The organism is Streptomyces sp. NPDC017202 (assembly GCF_044331705.1).
Lineage (GTDB): Bacteria > Actinomycetota > Actinomycetes > Streptomycetales > Streptomycetaceae > Streptomyces.
Map to the genome: position 1 here is coordinate 14,480 of NZ_JBIRNP010000034.1, position 16,478 is coordinate 30,957.

Below are 16,478 nucleotides of genomic sequence, written 5' to 3' on the forward strand. Positions count from 1 at the left end.
GATTCGGTCACTCCGTGTCGTCCTCGGCCGACCTCTGCGTGTCAGCCGTCAAGTGAGTCGAGGGCCTTCCCGATGAGCGCGGTGCGGTCGGCCGCCGCGGCGACGTGTTCCAGGCCGAAGCCCAGCAGCACGGTGTCGTCGGTGGTGACCGCCCCGTAGGTCCGGAACAGCGTGCCGGTGCGCGCCCAGTCCTTCAGGACGGCCGGGCTGCCCGGGGGCGGTCCGGCGACCTGCCAGGCGCCGAGGGAGGTCTCGAAGCCCTCGGTCCGGGTGGCGGTGCCGCCCACGACGAGCGAGACCTCGTCGGCGAGGACGCCGTGGCCGCCGCTGCCCGGGTCGGTGACGTAGCTGAGCGAGACCTCCACGGTCTTCCCGGCGTGGGCGCTCAGGTCGAAGGTCACCTGCTGCCAGCCGCTGGAGGCGCCGGTGAGGGCGTTCCACGAGCCGGTGGTGCCGGTCGCGGCGCACTCGTCCCCCGTCAGGGTCAGATAGTGCCGCAGCTGCGGATGCTCCCCGAGGTAGTACCCGGCCCCGCAGTCGGCGGGTACGGCGGTGCCGGTGGCGCCGCCGGCCTCGGGCAGGGTCGTCCAGTCGTCGGCCCCGACCGTGTGGATCTCGACCAGCGCGTTGTCGTAGCCCGGTTCGGTGTCCCACAGCAGCTGGGCGCGCAGGGCGGGCCGGTCGGCGGCGGTGACGCCGGTGAGGTCGATGGCGCGGGTGAGGCGCTTGTAGGCGTCGTCGGTGTGGACGGCGGCCGCCATGGCCGTGCCCGCGTACGGCCCGTACGGGGTGACGGTCCCGGCGAACTGTCCCGCTCCCGCGCTCGCGAACTGCGGGTGGGTGGCGGCGGGCAGCTCGTCGGAGGTGACGCCGTAGGTGCCGGCCCGGTCCAGCGGGTTGCCGGGGGCGCCGGCGAGCGGTCCGGTGTACCCGGAGAGCGCTCCGGCGCCGGTGAACCCGGTGGCGCCGGGGGTGGAGGTGCGCGAGTAGGCGCCCAGGTAGTACTGGCTGAAGTCGTCGGACGGGGTGCCGTCGCCGAGGTCGACGTCGCCGCCGGCCAGCTCGCCGGCCTCGATGAGCTTGCCGCCCTCGTTGAGGAAGGCGCGCAGCTCCAGCTGGGTCGGATTGCCGGGGGTGCTCGCGCCCGTGTAGTGGACGACCGTGCCGAAGTGGCTCAGCACGCCGAGCGCGTCGGGCGCGCCCTGCGTGGCGACGTCCCAGACGACCGCCCTGCGGCCGTTGGCCCGGAGCGCGTCCACGTAGGTCCGCGCCTGCGTGGCGGTCGCGCCCTCCTCGGCGACGACGAGGGTGTCGGCCCGCGGCCGCTCGGCGATCGTGTAGGTGAAGTGCGAGCTGGAGACCTTCTTGCCGCCGGCGGTCTCGCCGGTGAACCACACCTCGACCTCGTCGCCGGGTTCGCCGTCCTGGACCTTCGCCCGGTACTCGTCGTGGAACAGGTTGTCCTCGCCGCCGTAGGTCTCACCGCCCTTCCAGGGCCTGAGCGCCTGGTCGTACGTACGGCCGCCGTTGACGCGGTACTTGAGTTCCTTGTCGCGGATCGCCTTGCGTACGACGACGGAGACCTCCTGGTCGGCGCCGCGCGAGTACGACGTGGTGAAGCCGGCCGGGGTGAAGTCGGCGGCTTCCAGGCCCACGGAGGACTTCGGCCGGTCGGGGCGGGCGGCGCTCTCGGCGACGGAGAGCGCGAAGGGGACGTTCTTCTCGAACTCCTGCTGGATCAGCTTCTCGTCGTCCGGGAAGTTGAACACCGATCGGCAGTCGGCGGCGTTCCACTGGTCGTCCGGGGAGAGGTTCGAGGCCGTCTGGCAGGTCGACATCTCGGGGGTGAACATCGCGGTGCCGTTGACGTTGGAGGCGTGGCCGTCGGCCTCGCCGTTGGTGGTGTAGAGCTCCGAGGAGACCTGCGGGCGGTAGCCGGGGATCGCGGAGTTCTCCGGGGTGCCGGCCAGCGCCCGGTAGGCGACGTCGTCCGGGGTGCCGGTGGCGACCTGCCAGCCGACGCCGTAGAGGAGGAGTTCGGCCGCGGAGTGGTAGTTGATGCCGTAGGCGAAGCCGACGCGCTTCTCGAAGGCGTCGAGCGCCTTGGTCTCGGGCTCGGAGTTCGGGGCCGCGCCGCGGTAGGTCTGGCTGGTGGCGTTGGGGGACGAACCCTCGTCGTCGTAGCCCCACTTGTAGGCGAAGTTGCGGTTGAGGTCGACGCCGTCGCCGGTGCGGATCTCGCCGTCGGCGTTGACGTCCCGCAGGTTCTTGCGCCACAGACGGTTGGCGGGGTCCTGGAAGGTGTAGTCGTAGCCGTCGGGATTGGCCGACAGGACGAACCACAGCTCGGTCGAGTCGACGAGCTTCTTGACGCGCTGATCGGTCCGGTAGTGGTCGAGGTAGTGGTGCATCAGCCGCCGGGTCATCTCCGGGGTGATCCACTCGCGCGCGTGCTGGTTGGACATGTACAGCACCGAGGGCTTGGAGCCGTCCTCGGACCTCTTCGCGTTCCTGGTGAGCTTGAGCGCGAGGATGTCCTGGCCGCGGACCGTCTTCCCGATGGAGACGACCTTGGTGAGGCCGGGGTTCTGCCGGGCGGTGCGGAGGATCTCCTCCTTGAGGCCGCCGCTGCCGCTGTACGGCCGGAACACGCCGTCGGCCGCGGCCGCCACGCGGTTCTCCGCCCTGGCCGAGAGGGTGTGCTCGGTGAGGGGGACGCCCTGCTTCTCCAGCTTCCGCGCCTGGTCGTCGGTGAGGTACACCTCGACGGTGGCGGTGCCCTGTTCGGGCGCCTGCTCACTGAGTTCGTGGCCGTCCTGGCCGGCCGCCAGCAGCAGGGGTACCTGCTTCTTGGTGACCTCGGCGCGGAAGACCTTGACCTCTCCGGCATCGGACGTGTCGGAGGTGTCGGAGGAACTTCCGGGCTGCGCCTGCGCGACGGGTGCGATGCTCGCTCCGCCGATCAGGAGCGCGCCGACAGCGAGGATCGATCTCGCTCTACGTCTCATGAACCCCCCTTGCGTGAGTCCGCCACGGCGGCGGACAGAGTCAGGCTCATGACTGTTCATGATCGAGTCAAGGGTGCGTCAAGAAGGTGCAGACGGACGGAAGTTGTCGTCGGTACGCGTGCGCTCAAGGGGAGAAGGCCGGTGTTGCGGGGGCTACGACGCCGGTGTTGCGGGAGTGGCCATGACGGTGTTGCGGGAGTGACGACGCCGGTGCCGACCGCCCTCCGGGGAGGGGGTCGGCACCGGCGGGTCGGCACCGGCGGGCCGGTTACGCGTACCGGCCGTCCGGGCCGGGTTCGGCCCGGTCAGGACGTCGGGCGGGGCGTCGGACGGGTGGGTCCGGCCAGGCGGGTTCGGCCGGGCGGTCAGCCCACCAGGTTGTCGGCGAGGTCCTCGCTGAGGTTGGCGTCCGTGCCCGGGATGCCGAGGTCCGACGCCCGCTTGTCGGCCATCGCCAGCAGTCGGCGGATCCGGCCCGCGACCGCGTCCTTGGTGAGCGGCGGGTCGGCGAGCGCGCCCAGCTCCTCCAGGGAGGCCTGCTTGTGCTCCATGCGCAGCCGGCCGGCCGCCGCCAGGTGCTCGGGCACCTCGTCGGCGAGGATCTCCAGGGCACGCTGGACGCGGGCACCGGCGGCGACGGCGGCCCGGGCGGAGCGGCGCAGGTTGGCGTCGTCGAAGTTGGCGAGACGGTTCGCCGTGGCGCGCACCTCACGACGCATCCGGCGCTCCTCCCAGGCCAGCACCGACTCGTGGGCGCCGAGGCGGGTGAGCAGTGCGCCGATCGCGTCCCCGTCGCGGACCACGACCCGGTCGACTCCGCGCACCTCGCGGGCCTTCGCGGCGATCGACAGCCGCCGGGCGGCACCGACCAGCGCGAGCGCGGCCTCGGGACCCGGGCAGGTGACCTCCAGGGAGGAGGACCGGCCGGGCTCGGTGAGCGAACCGTGTGCCAGGAAGGCCCCGCGCCAGGCCGCCTCCGCGTCACAGGTGGCACCGGAGACCACCTGCGGGGGCAGCCCGCGGATGGGGCGCCCGCGGCCGTCCACCAGACCGGTCTGGCGGGCCAGCTGGTCACCGCCGGCGACCACCCGTACGACGTAACGCGAGCCGCGGCGCAGACCGCCGGGTGCCATCACGATCAGCTCCGAGCTGTGGCCGAAGATCTCCAGGATGTCCCGCTTGAGCCGGCGGGCCGCCATCGCCGTGTCCAGCTCCGCCTCGATCACAATGCGCCCGCTCACCAGGTGGAGGCCGCCGGCGAACCGCAGGATGGCGGAGACCTCCGCCTTTCTGCAGCAGGTCCGGGTGACGGGGAGCCGGGAGATCTCGTCCTTCACCGCTGCCGTCATCGCCATGGGCCGATCCTTCCATGCATCCGAAAAATACGGTCGTACGCGGCGGCCAACAGCTCCGGGTCGTGCCTCGGGGTGCCGTCGGGCCGGGCCACCGGCGCCAGCTCGACCGCGGCCCCGAACCGCTTGGCGGCATCGGTCAGGGAGTCGCGGTCGGGCACGGCGGCCTCGTCGGCCAGCACCACGTCCAGGGCGAGTTTAGGGGCGTGTCGTCCCAAAACCTCCAAATGACGCTGCGGGGAGAAGCCCTCGGTTTCTCCCGGCTGCGGCGCGAGATTGAGCGAGAGTACCCGGCGTGCCTTCGTCTCGGTGAGCGCGTCCAGCAGTTCGGGCACCAGCAGGTGCGGGATGACCGACGAGAACCAGGAACCGGGGCCGAGCACCACCCAGTCCGCGTCGAGGACGGCCGCCACCGCCTCGGGGACGGCCGGCGGGTCGGACGGCACGAGGTGCACGGACTGCACCTCACCGGTGGTGAGCGCCACGGTCGCCTGCCCGCGCACGGTGTCGACGTCCTCGGGGCGGGCCGGATCGTGCCCCTTGACCAGCGCCTGGAGTTCCAGCGGTACGGCGGACATGGGCAGCACGCGTCCCTGTGCGCCCAGGAGCTTGCCGACCAGGTCCAGGGCCTGGACGTGGTCGCCGAGCTGCTCCCACAGGGCGACGATCAGCAGGTTGCCGACGGCGTGGCCGTTGATCTCGCCCTGCGACTGGAAGCGGTGCTGGATGACCCGGGCCCAGGTCTGGCCCCAGTCGTCGTCGCCGCACAGGGCGGCCAGGGCCTTGCGCAGGTCGCCGGGCGGCAGCACGCCCAGCTCGTCGCGCAGGCGCCCGCTGGAACCGCCGTCGTCGGCCACCGTGACGACACCCGTGAGGTCGCCGGTGATGCGGCGCAGTGCGGTGAGCGAGGCGGACAGGCCCATGCCGCCGCCGAGGGCGACGACCTTGGGCTGGGTGCCGCGACGGCGCGGTCTGCCGCCGCGGGCCTCGACCGGCCGGCTCGTGCGCCCTTCCGGCGCCGTTCTGCGCAGCCTGCCCAGCCGCGGAGTGCGTCCCGTCATTCCCGTCCCATGTCCCGGTGCACGACCACCGTCTCCACGCCCTCGGCCGCGAGGCGCGCGGCGAGCCTCTCCGACATCGCGACCGAGCGGTGCTTGCCGCCCGTACAGCCGACCGCGATGGTCACGTAACGCTTGCCCTCGCGGCGGTAGCCCGCGGCGACCAGCTGGAGGAGTTCGGTGTACCGGTCGAGGAACTCCTTCGCGCCGGGCTGGTTGAGGACGTAGCCGGAGACCTCCTCGTTCAGGCCGGTGAAGGGGCGCAGCTCCGGGACCCAGTGCGGGTTGGGCAGGAAGCGCATGTCCACGACCAGGTCGGCGTCCACCGGGAGGCCGTACTTGAAGCCGAAGGACATCACGGTGGCCCGCAGCTCGGGCTCCTCGTCGCCGGCGAACTGGGCGTCCATCTTGGCGCGCAGCTCGTGCACGTTGAGGCTGGAGGTGTCGATCACCAGGTCGGCGTCGCCGCGCAGTTCGCGCAGCAGTTCGCGCTCGGCGGCGATGCCGTCGACGATCCGGCCGTCGCCCTGGAGGGGGTGCGGGCGGCGCACGGACTCGAAGCGGCGGACCAGGGCGTCGTCGGAGGACTCCAGGAACACGATCCGCCGGGTGACGCCCTTGGCCTCGAGGTCGGCGAGGGACTCGCGGAGGTTGTCGAAGAAGCGGCGGCCCCGCACGTCGACGACGACCGCGATCCGCGCCACGTTGCCCTGGGAGCGGGCACCCAGCTCCACCATGGTGGGGATCAGCGCGGGCGGGAGGTTGTCGACGACGAACCAGCCGAGGTCCTCCAGACACTTGGCGGCCGTCGAGCGGCCGGCCCCGGACATGCCGGAGATGATCACCAGCTCGGGGATGGCCGCCTCGGGGATTCCGGGCGGCGTGACGTCGGTACTCACCTGTGCTCCGTCTTCGTGACCTGCGATGTGCGCGGCGGCGGGGGCGTCCACGGGGTGTTCGGCCCCGGCGGGGCCCGCGTCGTGCGGGGGGTGGTGCTGGGGGTGATTCTCGCCGGTCCGGCTGTGTCCCTGCTGAGGGGCGGCCCCGGCGGTCGCCGCGGGCGTGCGCCGGACCGCGGGCGTGGCCGTGGGCGCGGCCGTGGGCGTGGGTTCTCGCTCCGGTGCGGGTCGTGCGTCGTGCTCGGTCATGTCTCCTGCCCCCGTCGGTCCTCCGGGGCGCCCGCTGCGACGGGCTCCCCGGGGGAGCCCGCCGTCGTGTCGGGCTCCTCCTCGTCCATGATCTCTCCGGTCGCGGTGTTCACGGCGGGTGCGGGCGGTGCCGTCCGGGCGAAGGCCGCGGCGATCGTCTCGGCCGTCTTGCGGCCGATGCCGGGCACCTCGCAGATCTGGTCGATCGTCGCCGAACGCAGCCTCTTCACCGAACCGAAGTGCTTGATGAGCGCCTGTTTGCGTGTTTCACCGAGGCCCGGCACGTCGTCCAGCGGGCCGGCGCGGAACCGTTTGGCCCGCTTGGTCCGCTGGTAGGTGATCGCGAAGCGGTGTGCCTCGTCACGGACCCGCTGGAGCAGGTAGAGGCCCTCGCTGCTGCGGGGCAGGATCACGGGATCGTCGTCGTGCGGCAGCCAGACCTCCTCCAGGCGCTTGGCGAGGCCGCAGACGGCGATGTCGTCGATGCCCAGCTCGTCCAGCGCCCGCTCGGCCGCCGCCACCTGGGGCTGTCCGCCGTCCACGACGACGAGCTGGGGCGGGTAGGCGAACCGCTTGGGCCGGCCGTCGTCCTCGGTGAGGTTGCCGGCGACCGGGCCGTCGGCGGCCTCCGCGGGGAGCTCGGCGGAGCCGGCGACGGCGTCCGTGTCGCCGTCGCCCCACTCCCCCGTCCGCTCCTTGTCGGCGAGGTAGCGGCGGAAGCGGCGGGTGATCACCTCGTGCATCGAGCGGACGTCGTCCTGGCCCTCGAAGCCCTTGATCTGGAAGCGGCGGTACTCGCTCTTGCGGGCCAGGCCGTCCTCGAAGACGACCATGGAGGCCACGACGTCGTCGCCCTGGAGGTGCGAGATGTCGTAGCACTCGATCCGCAACGGGGCACTGTCCAGCATCAGGGCGTCGGCGATCTCCTCCAGCGCGCGCGAGCGCGTGGTGAGGTCGGAGGCACGCTTGGTCTTGTGCAGGGCGAGGCCCTGCTGGGCGTTGCGCTCCACGGTCTCCATCAGGGCCCGCTTGTCCCCGCGCCGGGGGATGCGCAGCGAGACGTTGGACCCGCGGCGGGCGGTGAGCCACTCCTGGACCGGTTCCAGCGGCTCGGGCAGGGCGGGGACCAGGACCTCCTTGGGCACCGCGTCGCCGGTCTCCTCGCCGTAGAGCTGCTGGAGGGCGTGTTCGACGAGGGCGGCGGTGGTGATCTCCTCGACCTTGTCGGTGACCCAGCCGCGCTGGCCGCGGACGCGTCCGCCGCGGACGTGGAAGATCTGGACAGCCGCCTCCAGCTCGTCCTCGGCGACCGCGATCAGGTCGGCGTCGGTCGCGTCGGCGAGCACGACCGCGTTCTTCTCCATGGCCTTCTTCAGGGCCCCTATGTCGTCGCGCAGGCGGGCGGCCCGCTCGTACTCCATCTCCTCGGCCGCCTCCGTCATCTGCTTCTCCAGACGGCGCAGGTAGGTGCCGGTGCGGCCGGTCATGAAGTCGCAGAACTCGTCCGCCAGCTCCCAGTGGTCGTCGGGCGAGATCCGGCCGACGCAGGGCGCGGAGCACTTGCCGATGTAGCCGAGCAGGCAGGGACGGCCGGTGCGGGCGGCGTTCTTGAAGACGCCGGCCGAGCAGGTGCGGACGGGGAAGACCCGCAGGAGGAGGTCGACGGTGTCCCGGATCGCCCACGCGTGCGCGTACGGCCCGAAGTACCGGACGCCCTTCTTCTTGTGGCCGCGCATCACCTGCGCGCGCGGGAACTCCTCGTTCACCGTCACCGCGAGGTACGGGTAGCTCTTGTCGTCGCGGTACTTGACGTTGAAGCGGGGGTCGTACTCCTTGATCCACGAGTACTCCAGCTGGAGCGCCTCGACCTCCGTGGACACCACGGTCCACTCCACGGACGCGGCCGTCGTGACCATCGTGCGGGTGCGCGGGTGGAGACCCGCCAGGTCCTGGAAGTAGTTCGCCAGGCGCTGGCGCAGGCTTTTCGCCTTTCCGACGTAGATCACCCGGCGGTGCTCGTCGCGGAACCGGTACACCCCGGGAGAGTCGGGGATCTGTCCCGGCTTGGGGCGGTAGCTGGAGGGGTCGGCCATGTCTCACACCCTACTGGCGCGCGGTGACAGTCCGACGGGGCTGTGGACAACGGCGCGGGGCGTGCGGGGCAAGGGCGCCGACTCGGCCACGGCCGCGCCGCGTTCCGGCGCCACCTGTTGTCGGGACCATGTCGACACGCTTCAATGCGGGGGACTCCGGGCGGTGAACCCCGCACTACGGATGTGAAGGCGCGCCCGCGTCGCCGGGGCGGCCCGGACACTCACGCGAACGGTCCGACCAGCCGTCGCGAGCATTCACAGAGAGGCCCCTGCATGCCGCACGCTCCACAGCACGCGGACGCCGACGCGCACACCGCCACGGAGACCTCCGCGAAGACCGGCCCGGAGACCGGCGTGAAGGCCGACCCCCGGCACGGGCCCGGCGTCGTCGCCGAACTGGACGGGGCGCTGAACGGCGGCCCCTTCCACGTCGCCCTGCGCGCCGCGATCGCCGCCCGGGGGCTGCCCCTCCAGCGCGTCCAGCACCACCTGTCGCGACACGGGGTCAAGGTCGGGGTCACGAGCCTGAGCTACTGGCAGCAGGGGGCCCGGCGCCCGCAGCGCCCGGAGTCGCTGCGGGCCGTGCGCGCCCTGGAGGAGATCCTCGAACTGCCGGACGAGTCCCTGATCCGGCTGCTCGCGGAGCCCGACGAGAAGGTGCCCGCCGGACAGCCGGCCGGCCGCACGTACCGGTCGCTCCTGGAGGCCTCGGACGTCCTGGAGGAACTCCTCGTCGAGCTGGAGTGCCCCCTGGACGGCGGACTGCGCACCCTGGGCCACCACGAACGGGTCCGCATCGGGGCCTGCCGCGAACTGCTGGAACGCGAGTCGCAGCACATCGTCCGCGCCCACCGCGACGGCGTCGACCGTTTCGTCGCCGTCCACCACGGGGACCCCGGCTGCACCCCGGAACGGATGTCCGTGCACGCCCTGGAGAACTGCCGGACCGGCCGCGTCCGCCGGCACCACGGCACCGGCGTCCTGGTGGCCGAGTTCCTCTTCGACACCCGCCTGCGCGCCGGCGACACCTTCCTCTTCGGCTACGGCGTCGAGGACGGCACCGCCGGGGCCGCCCGCGAGTACGTCCGCGGTTTCGGCGCCCCCGGCGGCCAGTACGCCCTCCAGGTCCGGTTCGACGAGAGCGCCGTGCCGGTGCGCTGCCACCGCTTCACACGGCACTCCCCGGCGGCCCCGCGCGGCAGCCGTCAGGAACTCCCCCTCAGCCGACGCCACCGTTCGGTGCACCTCGTCGAGCCGCGGGTGCGGTCGGGCACGGTGGGCATCGGGTGGGACTGGGAGTGAGCGGCCTGCCCCCGACGGGTCGGACGCAGACGGCCGGTCCCTGACGGGTCGGACGCAGACGGCCGGTCCCTGACGGGTCGGACAGCCTGCCCCCGACGGGTCAGACGGCCGGCCCCGAAACGATCTTGCCGTTCTCGGTCCTGACCGGAAGCTCGTTCAACGGCACGGTCGCCGGTGCCCGCAGCACCTCGCCGGTCGCGGCGTCGAACTCACTGCCGTGGCAGGGACAGATCAGGGTCGTCCCTTCGAGCTTGTTGATGGGGCACCCCGCGTGCGTGCAGATCGAGCTGTACGCCTTCAGCTCACCGCCCGCGGACCGGCTGACCACCACGTTGTGGTCCCGGTAGAGCTTGGCGCCCCCCTTCGCGACCTCGCCGTCCGCGCCCAGTTCGACGGGCGCGGTCGGTGTGGCGGGCGAGGTGGTCCCGCCGGTCGGCGAGCAGGCGGCCAGACCGAGGCCCGCGGCCGGTGCGAGGGCCGCTCCCCGCAGGACGGTACGGCGGGTCGCTGACGGGCGGGCGGACATGCGCATCTCCAGGGTCCGGGGCGGAGGCGGGCCCGGCGGTGCGGGACGGCCGTACGGCACGCGGCCGGCGGGCCGCTGCCCCGCGCACGATACCGGCCGGGACCGCACCGGACGGCGGCGGGTTGCCACGGAATGCCACGGGTTGCGCCGAAGGGGCCACCGCGGAGCGCACGGGGGTGCGGCGGAGGTCGCGAAGGAGCTCGCGGCCGCGCGGGGTTGTGCGGACGGCAACGCTTGCGTCAGCGTGTACGTCCGCCGTCCGCCGTCCGGCGGGGGAACACGCCCGAACCCCCGGGCTTCGTGCGACCCTGGCCACCGACAGCCCGAGCGGTGTGCTCAGCGAGCCACCGGAGAGGAACCGCCCCGTGATCGTCGTCGCCGGTGAGGCCCTGATCGACCTGGTACCGCAGGGCACTGGCGCCCTCGCGGCTCTGCAGCCGGCCCGCGGCGGCGGCCCGTACAACACGGCCGTGGCCCTGGGCCGCCTCGGCTCCGCGACCGCGTTCTGCTCCCGCGTCTCCTACGACGCCTTCGGCGAGGCGCTCCTCGGCGGGCTGCGCGACTCGGGGGTGGACGTGTCCGCGGTGCAGCGCGGCGCGGAGCCGACCACCCTCGCGGTCGCCACGCTCGACGGGAACGGCTCGGCCGCCTACTCCTTCTACGTCGAGGGCACCGCGGACCGGCTGTTCACCGCCCCCGTCGGCCTGCCCGCCGGCAGCCGGGCGGTGTCCTTCGGCACCTGCTCGCTGGTGCTGGAGCCGGGCGCGAGCGCGTACGAGGAGCTGATGCGGACGGCGGCGGCCCAAGGCCTCTTCACCGCCCTGGACCCGAACGTCCGGCCCGGTCTGATCCCCGACGCCGACGCCTACCGGGCGCGCTTCAGGAGCTGGCTGCCCTCGGTGTCCCTGCTCAAGCTCTCCGAGGAGGACGCCCTCTGGCTGGGCGGCACCCCGCGCGACTGGCTGGCCGCCGGGCCCTCCGCCGTCGTGATCACACACGGCGGCGACGGGCTGACCGCCTACACCCGGGACGGCTCCGTGTATCCGGTGCCCGGCGAGAAGGTCGACGTCGTGGACACCATCGGCGCCGGCGACACCGTGAACGCGGCTCTGCTGCACGCCCTCTCGGTCCAGGACGCTCTCTCCCCGACGGCCCTCGCGGGCCTGGGCCGTGACGGCTGGGAACGGCTGCTGCGCTTCGCGGCCCGCGCGGCGGCGATCACCTGCTCGCGGGCAGGCGCGGAACCGCCGTACGCCTCCGAGCTCGGCGAGCTGTGAAACGGCGGTGTCCCGCGGGGAGTTCCCCGCGGGACACCGCCGCCACTTCTCCTACTTCTTCGTCGCCTTCTTCGCGGCCGTCTTCTTGGTGGTGGCCTTCTTGGCCGCCGTGCTGTCGACGGTGGCCTTGGCGGTCGCCGTCTTCCTCGGCGCCGCCTTGGCCGCGACCGTCTTCTTCGCCGCCGCCCCGCGCGGGGCCCTGACCGGCTGCGCGTCGCTGACGCGGTCGCCGAGGACCTCGCGCAGGAACTTGCCGGTGTGGCTGGCCGGGACCCCGGCCACCTCCTCCGGCGTGCCCTCGGCGACGACGACGCCGCCGCCCGCGCCGCCTTCGGGGCCCATGTCGACGACCCAGTCGGCGGTCTTGATGACATCGAGGTTGTGCTCGATGACGATGACCGTGTTGCCCTTCTCCACCAGGCCGGAGAGGACCTTCAGGAGCTTGCTGATGTCCTCGAAGTGCAGACCCGTGGTCGGTTCGTCCAGGACGTAGACCGTGCGGCCGGTGGAGCGGCGCTGGAGCTCGCTGGCGAGCTTGACGCGCTGTGCCTCACCGCCGGACAGGGTGGTCGCGGACTGACCGAGCCGGACGTAGCCGAGACCGACGTCCTTGAGGGTGTTGAGGTGGCGGGCGATCGCGGGGACGGCCTCGAAGAACTCGGCCGCCTCCTCGATCGGCATGTTCAGGACGTCGGCGATGGACTTGCCCTTGTAGTGGACCTCCAGGGTCTCCCGGTTGTAGCGGGCGCCGTGGCAGACCTCGCACGGGACGTAGACGTCCGGGAGGAAGTTCATCTCGATCTTGATCGTGCCGTCGCCCGCGCAGTTCTCGCAGCGGCCGCCCTTGACGTTGAAGGAGAAGCGGCCGGGCAGGTAGCCGCGGACCTTGGCCTCGGTGGTCTCGGCGAACAGCTTGCGGACGTGGTCGAAGACGCCGGTGTAGGTCGCCGGGTTGGACCGCGGGGTGCGGCCGATGGGCGACTGGTCGACGTGGACGACCTTGTCGACGAGGTCGTCGCCGTCCACGCGCGTGTGGCGCCCCGGCACGTTCCTCGCGCCGTTCAGTTCGCGGGCCAGGTGCGTGTACAGGATGTCGTTGACCAGGGTCGACTTGCCGGAGCCGGAGACGCCCGTGACCGCGGTGAAGACGCCCAGCGGGAAGGAGACGTCGATGTCCCGCAGGTTGTTCTCGCGGGCCCCGCGCACCGTGAGCTGCCGGGACGGGTCGCGCGGGCGCCGGAGGTCGGGCAGCGGGATGGCCTTCTTGCCGGACAGGTACTGCCCGGTCTGCGACTCGTCGTTGGCGAGCAGTTCCTTCAGGGAGCCGCTGTGCACGACCTTGCCGCCGTGCTCGCCGGCGCCGGGACCGATGTCGACGATCCAGTCGGCGACCTTGATGGTGTCCTCGTCGTGCTCGACGACGATGAGCGTGTTGCCCATGTCGCGCAGCCGGACGAGGGTCTCGATCAGCCGGTGGTTGTCGCGCTGGTGCAGGCCGATGGACGGCTCGTCGAGGACGTACAGCACGCCGACGAGACCGGAGCCGATCTGGGTGGCCAGGCGGATGCGCTGGGCCTCGCCGCCGGAGAGCGTGCCGGCGGCGCGGTTGAGCGAGAGGTAGTCCAGGCCGACGTCGACCAGGAACCGCAGGCGCTCGTTGACCTCCTTCAGGACGCGCTCGGCGATCTTCTTGTCGCGCGCGTCGAGCTTCAGCTCGCCCAGGAAGTCCGCGCAGTCGCTGATCGACATGGCGGAGACCTCGGCGATGGACTTCCCCATGACCGTGACCGCGAGGACGATCGGCTTGAGGCGGGTGCCCTCGCAGGTGGGGCAGGGCACCTCGCGCATGTAGCCCTCGAAGCGCTCGCGGCTGGCGTCGCTCTCGGCCTCGCTGTGCCGGCGCTTCACGAACGGAACGGCGCCTTCGAACGGCGTCGTGTACACGCGCTCGCGGCCGTACCGGTTGCGGTAACGGACCTCGATCTGCGTCTTGTGGCCGTGCAGGAGGGCCTTCCTGGCGCGCTGCGGCAGGCCGGCGAAGGGGATGTCGGTCCGGAATCCCAGCGCGTCCGCGAGGGCGCCGATCAGGCGGCCGAAGTATTCCTTGGTGTGCCCGTGGGACCAGGGGTGGATGGCGCCCTCGTCGAGGGACTTGTCCTCGTCGGGGACGATCAGCTCGGGGTCGACCTCCATGCGCGTGCCGATGCCGGAGCAGTCGGGGCAGGCGCCGAAGGGCGAGTTGAAGGAGAAGGAGCGGGGCTCCAGCTCCTCGAAGGACAGGTCGTCGTACGCGCAGTACAGGTGCTCGGAGTACATGCGCTCGCGCTCGGGGTCGTCCTCGGGCAGGTCGACGAAGTCGAGCACGACCATGCCGCCGGACAGACCGAGGGCGGTCTCCACGGAGTCGGTGAGGCGGCGCTTGGCGGACTCCTTCACCGTGAGGCGGTCGATGACCACCTCGATGGTGTGCTTCTCCTGCTTCTTCAGCGTGGGCGGGTTGGAGAGCTGGACGGTCTCGCCGTCCACCCGCGCGCGGCTGTACCCCTTGGTCTGGAGGTCGGCGAACAGGTCGACGAACTCGCCCTTGCGCTCGCGGACCAGCGGCGACAGCACCTGGAAGCGGCTGCCCTCGGGCAGCTCCAGCACCTTGTCGACGATGGCCTGCGGCGACTGGCGCGAGATGGGGCGGCCGCACTCGGGACAGTGCGGCTTGCCGATGCGCGCGAAGAGCAGACGCAGGTAGTCGTAGACCTCGGTGATGGTGCCGACCGTGGAGCGCGGGTTGCGCGAGGTCGACTTCTGGTCGATCGAGACGGCCGGGGAGAGGCCCTCGATGAAGTCGACGTCCGGCTTGTCCATCTGGCCGAGGAACTGCCGGGCGTAGGAGGAGAGGGACTCGACGTAGCGCCGCTGTCCCTCGGCGAAGATCGTGTCGAAGGCCAGCGAGGACTTGCCCGACCCCGACAGGCCCGTGAAGACGATGAGCGAGTCGCGCGGCAGGTCGAGCGAGACATTCTTGAGGTTGTGCTCGCGCGCGCCACGGACGATGAGACGGTCGGCCACGCCGGTCCGCACCTTTCTTGAGGGAAGTGACAGGGGCAGGGCCCCGTCCTTCTCAGACTAGGGGGAGCCACTGACAACGCCGGTCGGATTCACGGGTTGACAACAATCCCCCGCCATCCAGCATGCCCGACGCCACCCACGACCTTATGGCACGCACATTCGATTTACGGGCGGCCGCCGATCGCCTTCACCCGAAGGAGTGGCGGAGCTAAGGTCAGCACCATGATTGATCACGCTCATGACCTGGCGTCTGTACGTGACGCGACGGACCGGCTGCTCACCGCAGCCGCCAAGCTGGACAACGCGTCCGTGACGCAGTCGTCACGCCTTCCCGGCTGGAGCCGCGGCCACGTCCTCGCCCACCTGGCCCGCAACGCCGACGCCCTGGTGAACGTCTTCCAGGGCCGCCCCATGTACGTCGACGCCGCCGTGCGGGACGCCGACATCGAGCGGGACGCCCCTCGCCCCCTGGACGTCCAGCTCGCGGACGTCCGGGAGAGCGCCGCCCGCCTCCAGGAGGCCGCCGCCGTCCCCGCGGACTGGTCGCGCACGGTCGAGCTGCGCAACGGCGTCACCGACTCGGCGGCGCGGGTGCCCTTCCGGCGCTGGGCGGAGGTGGAGCTGCACCACGTGGACCTCGGGATCGGCTACGAGCTGGAGGACCTGCCGGAGGAATTCGTCGCGCGGGAGATCGACTTCCTGGTGGAACGCTTCCGCGGCCACGGGGACGTCCCGTCGACGCGCCTCAGCGGCGACGACGGCGGGACCTGGACCACGGGCGGCGGCGCACCCGGTGGGCCCGTCGACGTCAGGGGCCCGGCCGCGGACCTGCTCGGCTGGCTCTCGGGACGCCGCGACGGCTCCGCGCTCACGGTCGACGGCGGCCCGCTCCCGGCCCTCCCCCCGCTATAGGCTGGCGGTCATGACGTACAGCGGAGAGGTGCGGGTCGGCGGCTCGGCGGACGTGCACGAGCTGAAGGACCTGATGATCACCAAGATCGCGGTCGGCCCGATGAACAACAACGCCTACCTGCTGCGTTGCCGGGCCACGGACGAGCAGCTGCTGATCGACGCGGCCGACGACGCCCGGACGCTGCTCGGCACGATCGGTGACGACGGCATCGCCTCGGTCGTCACCACACACCGTCACGGAGACCACTGGCAGGCTCTCGCCGAGGTCGTCGCGGCCACGCGCGCGCGTACGTACGCCGGCCGGGAGGACGCCGAGGGCATCCCGGTGCCGACCGACGTCCTGCTCGACGACGGCGACGTCGTCCGGGTGGGCGACGTGCGCCTGACCGCGCGCCATCTCGTCGGACACACGCCGGGCTCGATCGCCCTCGTGTACGACGACCCGCACGGGCATCCGCACGTGTTCACGGGCGACTGCCTCTTTCCGGGTGGCCCCGGCAGGACGACGAGTCCGGTGGACTTCACGAGTCTGATGGACGGCTTGGAGGAGAAGATCTTCGGCCTGCTGCCCGACGAGACGTGGATCTATCCGGGCCATGGGAACGACACGACGCTCGGGTTCGAGAGGCTGCACCTGGCGGAGTGGAGATCCCGGGGCTGGTGATCGGTCGATCCGCGCGGGGCAACCGGCAACGGGCCCGCCTCACGCCGCCGCCCGAGGGGAATCAAGAGGGGAGGC

General features: G+C 72.0%; 11 protein-coding genes. 4 read left to right on the forward strand and 7 right to left on the reverse strand.

Features of this window, described 5'->3' with window-relative positions; translation table 11 throughout:
* Positions 1-41: 41 nt before the first annotated feature.
* The 5 genes from ACH4N1_RS33760 to uvrC form a co-directional block, all read right to left on the reverse strand.
* Positions 42-3,008, reverse strand: a complete 2,967-nt coding sequence (locus tag ACH4N1_RS33760) for a M14 family zinc carboxypeptidase (RefSeq protein ID WP_398104138.1) — start codon at positions 3,006-3,008, stop codon at positions 42-44.
* Positions 3,009-3,373: 365 nt separating this feature from the next.
* Entirely contained in the window at positions 3,374-4,363 is a 990-nt protein-coding gene (gene whiA / locus ACH4N1_RS33765; protein ID WP_398104140.1) for a DNA-binding protein WhiA, read from the reverse strand.
* Complete coding sequence (yvcK, locus tag ACH4N1_RS33770) at positions 4,354-5,421, reverse strand: uridine diphosphate-N-acetylglucosamine-binding protein YvcK (protein ID WP_398104142.1); 1,068 nt, start codon at positions 5,419-5,421, stop codon at positions 4,354-4,356. The genes whiA and yvcK overlap by 10 nt, the downstream gene beginning before the upstream one ends.
* Positions 5,418-6,566, reverse strand: a complete 1,149-nt coding sequence (gene rapZ, locus ACH4N1_RS33775; protein WP_398104144.1) for an RNase adapter RapZ — start codon at positions 6,564-6,566, stop codon at positions 5,418-5,420. The genes yvcK and rapZ overlap by 4 nt, the downstream gene beginning before the upstream one ends.
* On the reverse strand, positions 6,563-8,659 hold the full coding sequence (uvrC, locus tag ACH4N1_RS33780; RefSeq protein ID WP_398104146.1) for an excinuclease ABC subunit UvrC: 2,097 nt from the start codon (positions 8,657-8,659) through the stop codon (positions 6,563-6,565). The genes rapZ and uvrC overlap by 4 nt, the downstream gene beginning before the upstream one ends.
* Before the next feature lie 273 nt (positions 8,660-8,932).
* Here uvrC and ACH4N1_RS33785 point away from each other — a divergent pair, with 273 nt between their 5' ends.
* Positions 8,933-9,961 (forward strand): hypothetical protein, encoded by a 1,029-nt coding sequence (locus tag ACH4N1_RS33785; protein ID WP_398104148.1) that lies wholly within the window; start codon positions 8,933-8,935, stop codon positions 9,959-9,961.
* Positions 9,962-10,061: 100 nt separating this feature from the next.
* Here the strand turns inward: ACH4N1_RS33785 and ACH4N1_RS33790 are convergent, their stop codons facing one another.
* Positions 10,062-10,487, reverse strand: a complete 426-nt coding sequence (locus tag ACH4N1_RS33790; protein ID WP_398104150.1) for a Rieske (2Fe-2S) protein — start codon at positions 10,485-10,487, stop codon at positions 10,062-10,064.
* 365 nt (positions 10,488-10,852) lie between these two features.
* On the opposite strand from ACH4N1_RS33790, the gene ACH4N1_RS33795 reads away from it, so the two are divergent.
* Entirely contained in the window at positions 10,853-11,764 is a 912-nt protein-coding gene (locus tag ACH4N1_RS33795; protein WP_398104152.1) for a carbohydrate kinase, read from the forward strand.
* A gap of 51 nt (positions 11,765-11,815) precedes the next feature.
* On the opposite strand, the gene uvrA is transcribed toward ACH4N1_RS33795, so the two are convergent.
* Positions 11,816-14,827 (reverse strand): excinuclease ABC subunit UvrA, encoded by a 3,012-nt coding sequence (gene uvrA, locus ACH4N1_RS33800; protein WP_398104154.1) that lies wholly within the window; start codon positions 14,825-14,827, stop codon positions 11,816-11,818.
* A gap of 222 nt (positions 14,828-15,049) precedes the next feature.
* On the opposite strand from uvrA, the gene ACH4N1_RS33805 reads away from it, so the two are divergent.
* On the forward strand, positions 15,050-15,739 hold the full coding sequence (locus ACH4N1_RS33805) for a maleylpyruvate isomerase family mycothiol-dependent enzyme (RefSeq protein WP_398104156.1): 690 nt from the start codon (positions 15,050-15,052) through the stop codon (positions 15,737-15,739).
* Positions 15,740-15,749: 10 nt separating this feature from the next.
* Positions 15,750-16,403 carry an MBL fold metallo-hydrolase gene (locus ACH4N1_RS33810; protein WP_398104158.1) on the forward strand — a complete coding sequence of 218 codons (654 nt, stop codon included), beginning with the start codon at positions 15,750-15,752 and terminating at the stop codon, positions 16,401-16,403.
* Positions 16,404-16,478 lie beyond the last annotated feature (75 nt).

Excerpts from the sequence above, each read along its gene's own strand:
- ACH4N1_RS33760 (WP_398104138.1), bottom strand. The coding sequence starts at position 3,008 with ATGAGACGTAGAGCGAGATCGATCCTCGCTGTCGGCGCGCTCCTGATC.
- whiA (WP_398104140.1), bottom strand. The coding sequence starts at position 4,363 with ATGGCGATGACGGCAGCGGTGAAGGACGAGATCTCCCGGCTCCCCGTC.
- yvcK (WP_398104142.1), bottom strand. The coding sequence starts at position 5,421 with ATGACGGGACGCACTCCGCGGCTGGGCAGGCTGCGCAGAACGGCGCCG.
- rapZ (WP_398104144.1), bottom strand. The coding sequence starts at position 6,566 with ATGACCGAGCACGACGCACGACCCGCACCGGAGCGAGAACCCACGCCC.
- uvrC (WP_398104146.1), bottom strand. The coding sequence starts at position 8,659 with ATGGCCGACCCCTCCAGCTACCGCCCCAAGCCGGGACAGATCCCCGAC.
- ACH4N1_RS33785 (WP_398104148.1), top strand. The coding sequence starts at position 8,933 with ATGCCGCACGCTCCACAGCACGCGGACGCCGACGCGCACACCGCCACG.
- ACH4N1_RS33790 (WP_398104150.1), bottom strand. The coding sequence starts at position 10,487 with ATGTCCGCCCGCCCGTCAGCGACCCGCCGTACCGTCCTGCGGGGAGCG.
- ACH4N1_RS33805 (WP_398104156.1), top strand. The coding sequence starts at position 15,050 with ATGATTGATCACGCTCATGACCTGGCGTCTGTACGTGACGCGACGGAC.
- ACH4N1_RS33810 (WP_398104158.1), top strand. The coding sequence starts at position 15,750 with ATGACGTACAGCGGAGAGGTGCGGGTCGGCGGCTCGGCGGACGTGCAC.